Genomic DNA, 14,569 nt, shown 5'->3' with positions numbered 1-14,569 from the left:
TTCCCTGGCAACGGGGGCTCGGGGAAACCCGCAGGGGGCGACATGGAATCAGGAGCGCTCTTTCGATGACACCGATGCCGACGACGACGCTCGTCGCCCGGGACTGGGCGGAGATCCAGGAACGGATGCTGGTACCGCTGTACGAGGCGGTCTACGACCGGCTGGAGGTCGGGCCCGGGGCCCGGCTGCTCGGCCTGGGGTGCGGGGCCGGGCTGGCCCTCCTGCTGGCGCAGCGGCGCGGGGCCGCCGTCAGCGGCGTGGAAGCGGATGCGGCGCGCCGTGCGCTGGCCCGTGAGCGGCTGCTGGAGGTGCGGGCGGACCCGCCGTCCACCGCGCGGCCGTACGACGTCCTGCTGGCGTTCTCGCCGGGCCCCGAGGCGCTGGCCGCGGCCCTGCCGGCGGTCCGCCGGGGCGGGGCGGTGGTCCTGGCCGGCTGGGGGCCGGCGGAGCGGTGCACCGTCCCGGCGGTACTGGGCGGCGGCCCGGCGCCGCGGGACCTGGACGCGGTGGCGGCGGGCGCCGGACTGGTACCGGACGGCTCGGGGCGGGTGTTCTGCCCGTTCGGCTACGCGGACGTGGACAGTGCGGTGCGCGGGCTGCTGTCGACGGGGCTGTACGAGTCGGCCTCCGACCCGGCGCAGGTGGAGAAGGAGCTGACCGAGGCGCTTCACCCGTACGAGCGGCCGGACGGCGCCGTGTGGCTGCCGAACATCTTCCGCTACGTGATCGCCCGGGTCCGCTAGCCGGGCCCTGCGGGGGCCGGGTTCCGGGGGCGGCTACTTCGACAGGCGCGGGATGCCCGCGGCGGCGTAGGCGGCGGCCTCGTCCAGGGTCTCGGCGGCGAGCAGCGCCTCGGCGAGGTCGTCGAGCTGCGAGCGGTGCTCCCGCAGCAGGCGGCAGGCCTCGACGTAGCACTCGTCGACGATCCGCCGCATCTCGGCGTCGACGGCGTCCAGCGTCGCGGGCGCGGCGGAGAGCCCGTACGCGCTCTGCGCGTCGGAGGGGATGGCGGTCAGCCGGCCCACCCGTTCGCTCATGCCCCACCGGCCGACCATGCCGCGTACCAGGCCGGTGACCTGTTCGAGGTCGTTCTCGGCGCCCGTGGTGATCACGTCGTAGACGACGTGCTCGGCGGCCATGCCGCCCAGGGCGCCGATGATGCGTCCGCGCAGGTAGGGCTCCGTGTAGGCGTAGCGGTCGGCGTCCGGGGTGGAGAGGGTGACGCCCAGGGCCCGGCCGCGCGGCACGATGGTGATCTTGCGGACGGGGTCGGCGCCCGGCTGGAGCATGCCCAGCAGGGCGTGGCCGCTCTCGTGGTAGGCCGTGCGGCGGCGTTCCTCCAGCGGCATGACGAGCGGGCGTTCGGCGCCGAGCTGTACCTTCTCCAGGGCCTCTGCCAGGTCGGCCTGGGTGACCTGCGACTGCTTGCGCTTGACGGCCAGCAGGGCGGCCTCGTTGGCGAGGTTGGCCAGCTCGGCGCCGGTCATGCCGGGTGTCGTACTGGCGACCCGGCCGAGGTCCACTCCGTCGGCCAGCGGGATCTCGCGGGTGTGGATGCGCAGGATCGCCTCGCGGCCGTTCTTGTCGGGCGGCGAGACCTGGACCAGCCGGTCGAAGCGGCCGGGCCGGGTCAGTGCCGGGTCCAGGACGTCCGCGCGGTTGGTGGCGGCGAGGACGACCACGCCCTCGGAGCCGGAGAAACCGTCCATCTCGGTGAGGATCTGGTTCAGCGTCTGCTCGCGTTCGTCGTGGCCGCCGAGTCCGCCGCCCGCGCCGCGCACGCGCCCGATGGTGTCGATCTCGTCGATGAAGATGATCGCGGGGGCGACCTTGCGCGCCTCGGTGAAGAGTTCGCGGACGCGCGACGCGCCGACGCCGACGATCATCTCGATGAACTCGGAGGCGGAGGCCGAGAAGAAGGGGACTCCGGCCTCTCCCGCGACCGCGCGGGCGAGGAGGGTCTTGCCGGTGCCCGGCAGCCCGGCGAGGAGCACCCCGCCGGGCATCCGGGCGCCCATCTTCCGGTACGCCTGCGGATGTTTGAGGAAGTCGACGACGTCGTCGAGCTCGCCCTGCACCTCGTCGATGCCCGCGACGTCCTCGAAGGTGGTGCGTTTGGCGCCCGCCTCCAGCTCCACCGGTTTCGGCGGCGCCTTGCGGCCCAGACCGCCGAGGCCGCCGCCCATGGCCGAGCCCATCCGGCGGGCGATGAGCACCCACAGCACGACCAGCAGCAGCATCGGCGCGAGCGAGAGGAGGAGGTTGGCGAGGAAGCTGCGCTGGACGACGACGGGCGAGGCGGTCACCGTGACCTGGTGCTTGGTGAGGTTGGCCCACAGGTCGTCGTCGGCGAAGGCCGGGCGCTGGGTGACGAACTTGGTGTAGTCGCCCTCGCCGCCGTCCGGCTTCGGCGCCTTGGCCTTGAGCTGTCCCTGGATGGCGTCGCCCTTGGAGTAGATCTTCGAGACGTTGCCGTTGGCGACCTGCTTGCTGAACTCGGTGTAGGAGACCGTCGGCTCGTCCCCCTCGTTGAAGAACGACAGCACGAGGTTGGTGATCAGGAAGACGATCAGGGCGACCAGGATCAGCCCGCGCCATCCGCCGGCCATCCGCTTCCGCGGCGGCGGGGTGGGCGGCGCGCCCTCGGAACGCCAGGGGGTGTCGGCCCGGTCGCGGGGCGGTGCGGGGGTGGGGCTGGGCACGGGGCCTCCTTCTGCCGTCCTCCCGGCTGACCATAAGGGAGATACCGGACGAGTGCCCCCGGGGAGCCGAAGCCAGGAACGACGCAAGGGCCCCGGCCGGCTGGTCACTCCCGGGCCGGCCAGGGCCCTTGCGGACGGCGCCGGGCGCGCCGCGCCGCCGTTACTTCATGAACTTCTTGAACTCGTCCGGAAGGTCGAAGTCCTGGCCCGGCTGGGCCCCGCCCGCGGGCAGCCCGAACGGGTTGCCGCCGACGGCCGGCTCGACGGTCTGCGGCCCCTGCTCGCGCCGGGCCGCTGCCGCGGCCTCCTCTTCCTTGCGCTTCATCGGGTTGCCGCTCTTGCGCTTGCCCTTGGCCTGCTTGACCTGCTTCTTCTGCCGGCCCGGGCCGCCGCCCATCCCGGGGATGCCGGGCATGCCCGGCATGCCGCCGCCCTGGGCCATGCGGGACATCATCTTGCGCGCGTCGAAGAACCGCTCGACGAGGTTCTTGACGGCGCTGACCTCGACGCCGGAACCCTTGGCGATACGGGCGCGGCGGGAGCCGTTGATGATGTGCGGATCCTGGCGCTCCGCCGGGGTCATCGACTTGATGATCGCGGCGGTGCGGTCGACGTCGCGCTCGTCGATGTTGTTGATCTGGTCCTTGATCTGCCCCATGCCGGGCAGCATGCCGAGCAGCTTGGAGATGGAGCCCATCTTGCGGACCTGCTCCATCTGGGCCAGGAAGTCGTCGAGCGTGAACTCCTTCGGGCCCTTCGCCAGCTTGGCCGCCATCTTCTCGGCCTCGGCCTGCGAGAAGGTCTTCTCGGCCTGCTCGATGAGGGTGAGCATGTCACCCATGTCGAGGATCCGGCCCGCCATGCGGTCGGGGTGGAAGGCGTCGAACTCGTCCAGCTTCTCGCCGTTCGAGGCGAACATGATCTGCTTGCCGGTGACGTGCGCGATGGAGAGCGCGGCACCGCCCCGGGCGTCGCCGTCGAGCTTGGAGAGCACGACGCCGTCGAAGCCGACGCCGTCGCGGAAGGCCTCGGCGGTGTTGACCGCGTCCTGGCCGATCATGGCGTCCACGACGAAGAGGATCTCGTCGGGGCTGACGGCGTCACGGATGTCCGCGGCCTGCCGCATCAGCTCCTGGTCGATGCCCAGGCGGCCGGCGGTGTCGACGATGACGATGTCGTACTGCTTGGTCCGGGCGTACTCGATGGAGTCCTTGGCGACCTGGACCGGGTCACCGACGCCGTTGCCGGGCTGCGGCGCGTAGACCGCGACGCCGGCGCGCTCGGCGACGACGCTGAGCTGGTTGACGGCGTTGGGGCGCTGGAGGTCACACGCGACGAGGAGCGGGGCGTGGCCCTGCCCCTTGAGCCAGAGGCCGAGCTTTCCGGCGAGGGTGGTCTTACCGGCACCCTGGAGACCGGCGAGCATGATGACGGTCGGCGCGGTCTTGGCGAAGCGCAGGCGGCGCGTCTCGCCGCCGAGGATCGACACGAGCTCGTCGTTGACGATCTTGAGCACCTGCTGGCCGGGGTTCAGCGCCTTGCTGACCTCTTCGCCGCGGGCGCGTTCCTTGACGTTCGCGATGAAGGAACGGACGACGGGGAGCGCGACGTCGGCCTCGAGGAGGGCGATACGGATTTCCCGCGCCGCAGCGTCGATGTCCTGCTCGGAGAGGCGGCCTTTGCCCCGGAGGGACTTGAAGGTCGCGCTGAGGCGGTCGGAAAGCGTATCGAACACGGTGGTCGCGATTCCTCGGGTCGGGGGCGTGTGGTCGTCCCCCAGGGTATCGGCCCTTTCCCGGTGGTGGGCCCTGCGGTCCGGCTCCGGTCCGGCTCCGGTCCGGGGGCCGCCCCCGGGGCGCGCTCAGCGCAGGGCCGCCTCGACCGCCGCCGCCAGGGCCCAGGCGGCGCGGGGCGGCAGGGGTTTGCCGTCCGGGTCGACCACGTACAGGGTGTCCACCGCGTTCGCGCCGAGGGTGGAGACGTGGGCGCTGCGCACCCGGACCCCGCCTGCGTCCAGCGCCCGGCCGATCCGGTGGAGCAGGCCCACGGCGTCGGGGGCCCGCACCTCCAGGACGGTGGCCAGCGAGGACGCGTCCGGCATCACCGCCACCCGGGGCGGCGGCGGGACCACCCCGCGCCGCCGCGGGTACGCCGCCTCACGGTCGGCCAGCTTCGCCGGGACGTCCAGCGAGCCGTCCAGCGCCCGGACCAGGTCGGTGCGCAGCCGGGCGGCCTCCGGCAGGGCCCCGTACTCGGCGGCGACCCGCCAGCGGAACACCAGCACCTCCCCCAGCCGGTCCGGCAGCTCCAGCGAGCGCAGGTCGGCCGCCCGGACCGTCAGCCGGTGCAGCGCCAGCACCCCGGCCAGGGCGGGCAGCACCCCCGGCTGGTCGGGGACGGCGACGACCAGGTCCACCCCGACCGCGTCCTCCTCGTGGCGGGCCTCCAGGGCCAGGACCGGCTCCCCGGTGCGCAGCGCCTCCACCGCCAGGCGTTCCTGCTCCGTGACCGGGATGCCCAGCTCGGTGCCGGCCGGGGCCGCGCCCTGGAGGACCGCCCCGACCCGGGACACCAGGTCCGCCACGAGCGAGCCGCGCCAGGCGCTCCAGGCCGCCGGGCCGGTGGCCAGCGCGTCGGCCTCGGTCAGGGCGTGCAGGAGTTCCAGGGTGCCCGCCGAGCCGACGGCCTCGGCGACGGTGCGCACGGTGGCCGGGTCGTCCAGGTCGCGCCGGGTGGCGGTGTCGATGAGCAGCAGGTGGTGGCGTACGAGGGCGCCGAGCACCGCCACGTCCTCGGCGTCGAAGCCGACGCGGGCGGCCATGTCCCGGGCGATGGTCTCCCCCGCCAGCGAGTGGTCGCCGGGCCAGCCCTTGCCGATGTCGTGGAGCAGGGCGGCCATCAGGAGCAGGTCGGGGCGGCTGACGCGGCGGGTGAGGGCGGCGGCCCGGACCGCCGTCTCCACCAGGTGCCGGTCCACCGTCCAGGTGTGCACGGGGTTGCGCTGCGGCCGGCAGCGCACCCGCTCCCAGTCGGGCAGCAGCCGGGTGATCAGCCCCTCGGCTTCGAGCGCCTCCCACACCCCGACCGTCGGCTCGCCCGCCCCGAGCAGGGTGACCAGCTGTTCCCGTGCCTCGGCCGGCCAGGGCACGGGCAGCGCCTTGCCCTGGGCGGCGAGGCGCCGTACGGAGTGCAGCGAGACGGGCAGCCCGGCCTGCGCGGCGGCCGCCCCGAAGCGCAGCGCCAGCACCGGGTCGCGGTCGGGCCGGGCGGCGAGGGCCAGGACGGCCTCCCCGTCGGACTCCACGACGCCCTCGGCCAGCGGTGCCCGCTCCACGGCGGGCCCGCGGCTGCCCAGCAGCAGTCCGCGCAGCCGGGGCCGGGCCGCCCGCGAGCGCAGCACCCGGCCGACCTCCCGCCAGGTGACGTCCCCGGCGTACGAGATGACCCGCGCGGCCTCGTACACCTCGCGCAGCAGCGCGTCCGCGTCCAGCAGCCCGAGCCGCCCGGCGACCTGGTCCTGCTCCTGGAGGGAGAGCCGGTCGGTGGCCCGGCCGGTCACCAGGTGCAGCGCGTCGCGGGCGTCGAGCAGCCGCCGCCGGGCCTCGGCCAGCCCCTCGCGCGGGGCGTCGGCCAGCCACGACGCGGCGACGGCCCGCAGCGCGGCGGCGTCACGGAGCCCTCCGCGGGCCTCCTTGAGGTCGGGCTCCAGCAGGAAGCGCAGCTCCCCGGCCTTCTCGGCCCGGTCCCGGCACAGGGCGTGCAGCTGCGGGAGCCGTTTGCCGGCCTGGTTGCGCCAGTCGGCCAGGACGGAGGTGCGCAGCCCGGCGAGGAGCCCCGCGTCACCGGCGACGGGCCGCGCGTCGAGCAGCCCGAGCTGCACCTTGAGGTCCTCGGCGGCGGTCTTGCGGGCCTCGCCGGGGGTGCGTACCGAGTGGTCCAGGGCCACGCCCAGGTCCCACACCGGGTACCAGAGGCGGTCGGCGAGGGCGCTCAGCGCTTTGGTGTCGGCCTTGCCGTCGTGCAGGAGCAGCAGGTCGAGGTCGCTGCGGGGGGAGAGTTCGGCGCGGCCGTAGCCGCCGACGGCGACGAGCGCCGCGCCCCGGACGCCGGTCTCCCGTGCGGCCCGCGTGAACAGGGCGTTCAGCCAGTCGTCGGTCAGTGCGGACAGGGCGGAACGCCGGGAGGGCCCGGACCGCGACTCCTCCTGGAGGAGTCGCAGCCGGGCCGCGGCGTAGCCGCCGGGTCCCGGGCCGTCCTGATCGGACGGCTCGGCGGTCGTGTGCTCCACACTCGTCACCCGGGGCTCCCGTCGCCTAGAGCGCGTCAGCGCCGCGTTCGCCGGTGCGGACCCTGATGATCGAGTCCACCGGGACGCTCCACACCTTGCCGTCACCGATCTTGCCGGTATGGGCCGCGGTGACCAGCACGTTCATCACGTCGTCGGCCGAGTCGTCCTCGACGACCACCTCGATGCGGATCTTCGGGACCAGGTCCACGGTGTACTCGGCGCCCCGGTAGACCTCGGTGTGGCCGCGCTGGCGGCCGTAGCCGCTGGCCTCGGAGACCGTGAGTCCCTGGACGCCGAACCGCTGGAGGGCGTCCTTGATCTCGTCGAGCCGGTGCGGCTTGACGATCGCGGTGATCAGCTTCATGCGTCAACCTTCTTGGTCGCGGCGGCAACGGGGGCGGGTGCGGCGGTGCTCCGGGAGGAGGCGCCGCCGCCTGCCCCGCTGAAGTCGTACGCGGTCTCGGCGTGCTCGACCTGGTCGATGCCGGAGACCTCGGCGTCCTCGGTGACCCGCATCCCGATCGTCTTGTCGAGCAGGAAGGCGAGGACCGCGGACGCGAGGAGAGAGTAGGCGAGGACGGCGAAGACACCGATGGCCTGCTTGCCGAGCTGTGTGAAGCCGCCGCCGTAGAAGAGGCCGGCCACGTCGGACTGGACGCCGCCGGTGGCGAAGAGGCCGACGAGGAGGGAGCCGATGACCCCGCCGACGAGGTGGACGCCGACCACGTCGAGGGAGTCGTCGAAGTTGAACCGGTACTTCAGGCCGACCGCCATGGCGCAGACGACGCCGGCGATGGCGCCGATGGCGATCGCGCCGAGCGGGGAGCAGGAGCCGCCGGAGGGGGTGATCGCGACGAGGCCCGCGACCGCGCCGGAGGCGGCGCCGAGGGTGGTGAAGGAGCCGTGGCGCAGCTTCTCGTAGCCGAGCCAGGCGAGCATGGCGGCGGCGGTGGCGACCTGGGTGTTGAGGAACATGACGGCGCCCACGCCGTCGTCGTTGCCGAGCCAGGAGCCGGCGTTGAAGCCGAACCAGCCGAACCAGAGCAGACCGGCGCCCAGCATGACCAGCGGGAGGCTGTGCGGGCGCATCAGGTCCCTCTTGAAGCCGACCCGCTTGCCGATGACGAGGATCACCCCGAGGGCGGCGGCGCCGGCGTTGATGTGGACGGCGGTGCCGCCCGCGAAGTCGATGACGCCGAGTTCGAACAGCCAGCCTCCCGTGCCCCAGACCCAGTGGGCGACGGGGAAGTAGACCAGGCTCACCCACAGGGCGATGAACAGGGCCCAGGCGCTGAACTTGACGCGGTCGGCGAGGGCGCCGCTGATCAGGGCCGGGGTGATGATGGCGAACATCAGCTGGAAGACGGCGAAGACGTAGACCGGGATGGTGTAGCCGTCCCAGAGCTCGGTGATGCCGATGCCGCTGAGTCCGACGTAGTCGGAGTTCCAGCCGATCAGCGAGCCCGCGTCCGTCCCGAAGGCGAGGCTGAAGCCGTAGAGGACCCACAGGATCGTGACGATCCCGAGGCTGATGAAGCTCATCATGAGCATGTTGAGGCTGCTCTTGACGCGGACCATGCCTCCGTAGAAGAAGGCGAGTCCCGGGGTCATCAGCATGACCAGGGCGGAGCAGATGAGCATGAACCCGGTGTTCGCGGCAGAGAGGGTCGGGGCGTCTGCCGCGAGGGTCGTGATGGCTGATGCCATCGGCGTCTCCTCGTCGTCGGTACGTTCGCGTGCGGGCGATCGTGGCTACCTAAGCCGGGTGGGCATAAGGCCTGCTGGTGTGGGCCTGGAGGCTGGCCGGTTAATGCCCCTGAGATTCGCGCAGCCCGGTTTCCGGCGCCGCCGCTCGATGTTTCGCCACCGTGACGAAGGCCTCCGGCCTGTTACATCACGATGAACGCGGCAACCGTCGATCGAGGAACCACGACGGCGAGGTAGCCCCTCCGCGGGAGCGGCGCCGGTTCAGGCGCAAAGACGGGCCGGCCGCGGCGGGGACCCGGGTGGCCTGGCTGGGGGAGCCTGATCGGGCTTCACGGGGTCGGCCGCCGCGGCCGGGGCTTGATGGACGGCTGTCAGGGCCGTCAGACGGCCTCCGCCGCTTCGGGGAGCCGGGAGGCGAGGTGGTCGGTCAGCCGGACCACGTCGGCGACGTCGCCGTACTCACGGGCCGCGGTGTCGACGGTCTTGCGCAGGCGGGTGTTCACCCGTTCGGACCGTACTTTTCGCGCCACGTCGAGGGCCTGGTCGACGAGAACGGTCGCCTGCTCGGGCTCGCGCTGGAGGAGGTGGACCGTGGCCATGCCGATGAGGTTCAGGGCGTACGAGCGCTGGTGCTCGGGGTCCTTGGCGAACAGCTCGACGGCGCGTTCCATGACGGGCTCGGCGAGGGAGGCGTAGGTGGGGCTGCGCCCGGCCACGTAGGCCAGGTCCCGGAAGGAGTGGGAGTTCTCGCCGTTGAGCTCGGCCTCGGAGAAGAAGCGGATCCAGTCGGGCTCGGGCTCGCCGCCGAGGCCGACGTCGCCGAAGGTGTCCTCGGCCATCCGCACGGCGCGCTTGCAGCGGCTGGGCTGGCCCATGTTGGCGTACGCGCGGGCCTCCATCGCATACAGCATGGCCTGGGTGCGGGGCCCGGCGCAGTCGCGGCTGCCGTACTGGGCGAGGTGGATGAGTTCCAGGGCGTCCTCGGGGCGTCCGAGGTGGATCATCTGGCGGCCCATGTTGGAGAGGATGTAGGAGCCGAGCGGCTTGTCGCCGCCCTCCTTGGCGGCGTGCAGCGCGAGGACGAAGTACTTCTGCGCGGTGGGGTGCAGTCCGATGTCGTAGCTCATCCAGCCTGCCAGTTCGGCGAGCTCGGCGGCGACCTTGAACAGGCGCTTCATGACGGGCGCCGGGTGGCTCTCCTGGAGCAGGTCGGTGACTTCGTGGAGCTGTCCGACGACCGCTTTGCGCCGCAGTCCGCCGCCGCACTGGGCGTCCCACTGGCGGAACATCACGGTGGTGGCTTCGAGCAGGTCGAGTTCCGGATCGGAGAGCCCGGCCGGCCGGTAGCTCGCGGTGGGCGCCGCCGGCCCGCCCTCGGTGCGCGGTCCGGGGTCGGCGGCCGGGACCGGGACGAGCCAGCGCTGCATGGGCTCGATGAGGGCGGGGCCGGCGGAGAGGGCGAGCGAGGTCCCCAGGAACCCGCGGCGGGCCAGCATCAGGTCGCTGCGGGAGAACTCGCTGAGCAGCTCGACGGTCTGCGGTCCGGCCCAGGGCAGGTCGACCCCGGACACGGAGGGGGTCTGGTGCGCGGTGCGCAGGCCGAGCTGTTCGATGGCGACGACGGAGCCGAAGCGTTCGGAGAACAGCTCGGACAGGATCCGGGGGACGGGTTCGCGGGGCTGTTCCCCGTCGAGCCAGCGGCGCACCCGCGAGGTGTCGGTGCTGATGTGGTGGGCGCCCATCTGGCGGGCCCGGCGGTTGACCTGGCGGGCGAGTTCGCCCTTGGACCAGCCGCTGCGCACGAACCACGAGGTCAGCTGCTCGTTGCGGACGGTCTCCGCGGACGCCTCCGAAGACGCGGGCGACTGCCCGTTCGTTCCGCTTGCGCCGTTGCCGCTCACTGGAACGCCCCCATCCGTTAAGCCTCTTCCGCACAAACCCTGACCGGATCGGCGCCGACCGCCAGGGACTTCACAAGTCCTTCACGCATTGCCTCCGGCATACGCACGGATGGGCTCGCTCCGGGGTTCGTGCACCGAAAGTAATCCTACGATCACCCTTCGGGCGAGGCCGACCGTGGAAACGCCACCATTCGCCACCCCTTCGAATGAACTCGCCACCGGCCAGGCGCGATTCACTTGACAGGAAGGCGAAACGGAATGGTTGGACGGGAGTGCGGCCGGGGCGCGCGCGGCGAGGAGTGCGCCGGGCAGCCCCGACGGAAGCCGCACCCCCGCCCCACCGGACAGCAGGTCTCGCCGGCGTCGTAACCACCGGCGCGTCCGACCCGTTGGAGGGGGCATGGGCATGGGCTTCACGATCGGCGGCAGCCGCAGCACCAAGGAGTTCCGTTCCGGCTCGCGGCGGCGCGGACGGGCCTCGGAGAGCACGGCGGTGGCCGAGTACACCGGGCTGTGGGGCTGGGACGCGGTCCCCGGTGCCCGCGCGGCGGCACCCGGCCGCGACTGCTCCTGCGGTCATACGAATTGCCGCACGCCGGGGGCGCACCCGCTGGACTTCGCGCCCACCGTGCCCGCGGGGGCGACCCTGGACGAGGTCGCCGAGATCTGGGACGACTACCCGGGCGCCGCGATCCTGCTCCCCGTCGGCCGCGTCTTCGACGTCATCGAGGTGTCCGAGGAGGCCGGGCGCCGCGCGCTGGTCCGGCTGGAGCGGATGGGCTTGCCGCTCGGGCCGGTCACGGTGACCCCGGACGGCCGGGCGCAGTTCTTCGTGGCCCCCGGCGCGGCGGCCGGGCTGCCGCAGCTGCTGTACCGGATGGGCTGGGACGACGCCGATCTGGACCTGCGCGCCCTGGGCAGCGGCGCCTTCCTGACGGCCCCGCCCTCCGACCACGCGGGCCTCGGCCCGGCGGGCTGGCTGCGCCCGCCCGCGCTCGACTGCGTGGGCGGGCCGCCGCAGGCCCGGCTGCTGCTGGGGACGCTCGCGTACATCTGCCACCGCTTCCGCCGCTGACACCTCCGCGTACAGCAGTGCCCCCGCGTCCGGTCCGGAGGCGGGGGCACTGGCGTACGTACGGCGGCGCGGGAGCGGGCCTCAGTCGCCGATCAGGGCGTCGACGAACGCCTCCGGCTCGAAGGGGGCCAGGTCGTCCGGGCCCTCGCCGAGGCCGATGAGCTTGACCGGGACGCCCAGCTCGCGCTGGACGGCGACGACGATGCCGCCCTTGGCCGTGCCGTCGAGCTTGGTCAGCACGATGCCGGTGATGTCCACGACCTCGGCGAAGACGCGCGCCTGGGTCAGCCCGTTCTGCCCGGTGGTCGCGTCCAGGACCAGCAGGACCTCGTCCAGCGGACCGTGCTTCTCCACGACCCGCTTGACCTTGCCGAGCTCGTCCATCAGCCCGGTCTTGGTGTGCAGCCGGCCGGCGGTGTCGATGAGCACGACGTCCGCGCCTTCGGCGATGCCCTCCTTGACCGCGTCGTAGGCGATCGACGCCGGGTCGCCGCCCTCGGGGCCGCGGATCGTACGGGCGCCGACCCGGTCGCCCCAGGTCTGCAGCTGGTCGGCGGCGGCCGCACGGAAGGTGTCGGCCGCGCCGAGCACGACGCTGCGGCCGTCGGCGACCAGGACCCGGGCGAGCTTGCCGGTCGTCGTGGTCTTGCCGGTGCCGTTGACGCCGACGACCATCACGACGCCGGGGGTGTCGACACCGCTCTCGGTCCTCACCGCGCGGTCGAAGTCCGTTCCGACCAGGGTCAGCAGCTCCTCCTTCAACAGGGTGCGCAGCTCGGCCGGGGTGCGGGTGCCGAGCACCCGGACCCGCTCACGGAGCCGGTCGACCAGCTCCTGGGTCGGTACGACACCGACGTCGGCGATGAGGAGGGTCTCCTCGATCTCCTCCCAGGTGTCCTCGTCGAGGTGCTCGCGGGAGAGCAGCGTGAGCAGGCCCTTGCCGAGCGAGTTCTGCGAACGGGCGAGCCGTGCGCGCAGCCGGACCAGGCGGCCGGCGGTGGGCTCGGGCACCTCGATCTCGGGGGCGGGCGCCAGCCCGACCACGGGGTCCTCCACGGCGACCGGCGACTCGACGGCGGTCTGCGCGTCGGGGAGCTCGACCTCCTCGATCGTGCGGCGCGGCTCTTCCGCCGTCGGTGCGGCGTCCTCCCCCACCTGCGGTTCGGCGGGCGGGGCAGTGATGGTCGGCGTGCTCGACGGCGCCGTGGGCGGCAGCTGCTTCTTCTTGCGGCTGCTGACCACGAGGCCGCTGATCGCGCCGACCGCGACCAGGGCGATGACTACAGCGAGAATGAGGATTTCCATAACCCACCCAGTATGGCGTGAGGTCTTCCGGGCCCCGCGTGCCGGAGCTGCGCCCGGGGTGCGAATCCTCAATTTGTGCTTTTCCGGACGAAAATACGATGATGTACGACTCCCCTCACATACCCCGGAGTAGTGCATGCCTGCCGAGCCCGCAGAGTCCGCGGTCGAGACCCGCGGCCTGGAACCCGTTCCCGACAGCGAGCGCGGCGGCCGCGTCCGCGAGCTCGTCCCCACCTGGGTCGCCGCCAACATCAGCGTGCTGCTGCTGACCATGGGCGCGGGGCTGGTGATCTTCAACAAGCTGAACATCTGGCAGGTGCTCGTCGTCGCGCTCGCCGCACCCGTCGTCTCGTACGGCATGGTCGGGCTGATCTCGATCGCCGGCAAGCGCGGCGGCGCGCCCGGCATGGCGCTCTCGCGGGCCGTGTTCGGGCAGCGCGGCAACCTCTTCCCCGGCGCGCTGATCTGGGTGGCCCGCTGGGGCTGGGAGACCATCAACGCGGTGAGCGGTGCCTACGCCGTCCTGACGGTCCTCGACCTGCTCTTCGGCGTGCGGGCCAACACCCCGCTGATCGTCGTCACGCTGCTGTTCTTCGTCAGCTGCACGTTCGTGGTCTCCGGGCTCGGCATCAACGCGCTGCGGGTCTGCTCCAAGTGGTCGACGTACCTCTTCGGCGCGGTCAGCGTGCTGGTGCTGGGCTACCTGGTGCTGACGACCGACTGGGCCGCCGTCTTCGACAAGCCGGCCGGCTCCACCGCCATGATGATCGCGGGCATCGGCACGATCGCGGCCGGCGGCATCAGCTGGGTCCCGTCCGGCCCGGACTTCACCCGCTACCTGCCGCGCACCGCCTCCGCCAAGGGCATGGTCGGTGCGACGATCGGCGGCGCGGGGATCGTCGTCCCGCCCATGGTGCTGATGGGCGCGGTGATGGCGGTCGGCACCCCCGACCTGGCCACCGCCGCGGACCCGGTCTCCTTCATCGGCGAGCTGCTGCCGGTCTGGCTGGCGGTGCCGTACCTGCTGATCGCCCTCGTCGGGATGCTGCTGATCAACTCGATGTCCATGTACTCGGCCGGCTTCACCGCGCAGACCCTGGGCATCAAGGTGCCGCGCGCCTGGGCCGTCAGCGTCAACGCCGTCATCAGCCTGGTGTTCGGCTTCCTGCTGATGGTGGTCGCCAAGAGCTTCTTCGGCTCGTTCATCTCCTTCCTGACGCTGCTGGCCGTGGCCTTCTCGGCCTGGATCGGCGTCTTCGGCGTGGACATGCTGCGGCGCACGTCCTACGACGGCCCCGCGCTGCTGGACACGACGCCGAGCAGCGCCTACTGGTACCGGGGCGGCTTCGCCTGGCAGGCCATGACGGCCTGGGGCGCGGCGCTGGTGGTGGGCCTGCTGTTCACGAAGGTGGACTGGTTCGCCGGGCCGCTGGCCGGGAGCTGGATCGGGCAGAACGGGCTGGGCTGGGCGGTCGGCGTCCTCACCTCCGGCGCGCTGTACGCCGTACTGCCGCGCACCGCGCCGGCCGACGGGCCGGCCGGGGCGCAGGAGCCGGCGCTCGCCGGATCCCTGTCCAACTGACGCCGCGTC

At 72.7% G+C, this 14,569-nt stretch carries 10 protein-coding genes; 3 read left to right on the top strand and 7 right to left on the bottom strand.

What is annotated here, in order from left to right; translation table 11 throughout:
* The first annotated feature begins 74 nt into the window (after nucleotides 1–74).
* Nucleotides 75–743, top strand: coding sequence for a methyltransferase type 11 (locus tag ACZ4M3_RS30775; RefSeq protein WP_467738157.1), 669 nt, complete (start codon nucleotides 75–77; stop codon nucleotides 741–743).
* Between the two features lie 33 nt (nucleotides 744–776).
* Here the strand turns inward: ACZ4M3_RS30775 and ftsH are convergent, their stop codons facing one another.
* The 6 genes from ftsH to nsdA form a co-directional block, all read right to left on the bottom strand.
* Nucleotides 777–2,702 carry an ATP-dependent zinc metalloprotease FtsH gene (ftsH, locus tag ACZ4M3_RS30770; protein WP_467738155.1) on the bottom strand — a complete coding sequence of 642 codons (1,926 nt, stop codon included), beginning with the start codon at nucleotides 2,700–2,702 and terminating at the stop codon, nucleotides 777–779.
* Nucleotides 2,703–2,862: 160 nt separating this feature from the next.
* A complete protein-coding gene (gene ffh, locus ACZ4M3_RS30765; RefSeq protein ID WP_467738153.1) occupies nucleotides 2,863–4,437 on the bottom strand; it encodes a signal recognition particle protein in 1,575 nt (524 codons plus the stop codon).
* Nucleotides 4,438–4,563: 126 nt separating this feature from the next.
* Complete coding sequence (locus ACZ4M3_RS30760; RefSeq protein ID WP_467738151.1) at nucleotides 4,564–6,999, bottom strand: [protein-PII] uridylyltransferase; 2,436 nt, start codon at nucleotides 6,997–6,999, stop codon at nucleotides 4,564–4,566.
* A gap of 16 nt (nucleotides 7,000–7,015) precedes the next feature.
* Nucleotides 7,016–7,354, bottom strand: coding sequence for a P-II family nitrogen regulator (locus ACZ4M3_RS30755; protein ID WP_453356169.1), 339 nt, complete (start codon nucleotides 7,352–7,354; stop codon nucleotides 7,016–7,018).
* A complete protein-coding gene (locus ACZ4M3_RS30750) occupies nucleotides 7,351–8,697 on the bottom strand; it encodes an ammonium transporter (protein WP_467738149.1) in 1,347 nt (448 codons plus the stop codon). The genes ACZ4M3_RS30755 and ACZ4M3_RS30750 overlap by 4 nt, the downstream gene beginning before the upstream one ends.
* Nucleotides 8,698–9,077: 380 nt before the next feature.
* Nucleotides 9,078–10,598: a transcriptional repressor NsdA gene (gene nsdA / locus ACZ4M3_RS30745; protein WP_467738147.1), complete on the bottom strand. Its 1,521-nt coding sequence runs from the start codon at nucleotides 10,596–10,598 to the stop codon at nucleotides 9,078–9,080.
* A gap of 406 nt (nucleotides 10,599–11,004) precedes the next feature.
* Here nsdA and ACZ4M3_RS30740 point away from each other — a divergent pair, with 406 nt between their 5' ends.
* Complete coding sequence (locus tag ACZ4M3_RS30740) at nucleotides 11,005–11,673, top strand: bifunctional DNA primase/polymerase (protein ID WP_467738145.1); 669 nt, start codon at nucleotides 11,005–11,007, stop codon at nucleotides 11,671–11,673.
* Between the two features lie 81 nt (nucleotides 11,674–11,754).
* Here ACZ4M3_RS30740 and ftsY read toward each other — a convergent pair whose 3' ends face one another.
* Entirely contained in the window at nucleotides 11,755–12,978 is a 1,224-nt protein-coding gene (gene ftsY, locus ACZ4M3_RS30735; RefSeq protein WP_467738143.1) for a signal recognition particle-docking protein FtsY, read from the bottom strand.
* A gap of 136 nt (nucleotides 12,979–13,114) precedes the next feature.
* On the opposite strand from ftsY, the gene ACZ4M3_RS30730 reads away from it, so the two are divergent.
* Nucleotides 13,115–14,560, top strand: coding sequence for a cytosine permease (locus ACZ4M3_RS30730; RefSeq protein WP_467738141.1), 1,446 nt, complete (start codon nucleotides 13,115–13,117; stop codon nucleotides 14,558–14,560).
* The last annotated feature ends 9 nt before the right edge of the window (nucleotides 14,561–14,569 follow it).

Source organism: Streptomyces sp. NPDC026522, assembly GCF_055567555.1.
Note: the sequence above shows the minus strand (reverse complement) of the source record. Positions and strands in the feature narration are given on the sequence as shown.

Excerpts from the sequence above, each read along its gene's own strand:
- ACZ4M3_RS30750 (WP_467738149.1), bottom strand. The coding sequence starts at position 8,697 with ATGGCATCAGCCATCACGACCCTCGCGGCAGACGCCCCGACCCTCTCT.
- ACZ4M3_RS30730 (WP_467738141.1), top strand. The coding sequence starts at position 13,115 with ATGCCTGCCGAGCCCGCAGAGTCCGCGGTCGAGACCCGCGGCCTGGAA.
- ACZ4M3_RS30740 (WP_467738145.1), top strand. The coding sequence starts at position 11,005 with ATGGGCTTCACGATCGGCGGCAGCCGCAGCACCAAGGAGTTCCGTTCC.
- ACZ4M3_RS30775 (WP_467738157.1), top strand. The coding sequence starts at position 75 with ATGCCGACGACGACGCTCGTCGCCCGGGACTGGGCGGAGATCCAGGAA.
- ftsY (WP_467738143.1), bottom strand. The coding sequence starts at position 12,978 with ATGGAAATCCTCATTCTCGCTGTAGTCATCGCCCTGGTCGCGGTCGGC.
- ACZ4M3_RS30755 (WP_453356169.1), bottom strand. The coding sequence starts at position 7,354 with ATGAAGCTGATCACCGCGATCGTCAAGCCGCACCGGCTCGACGAGATC.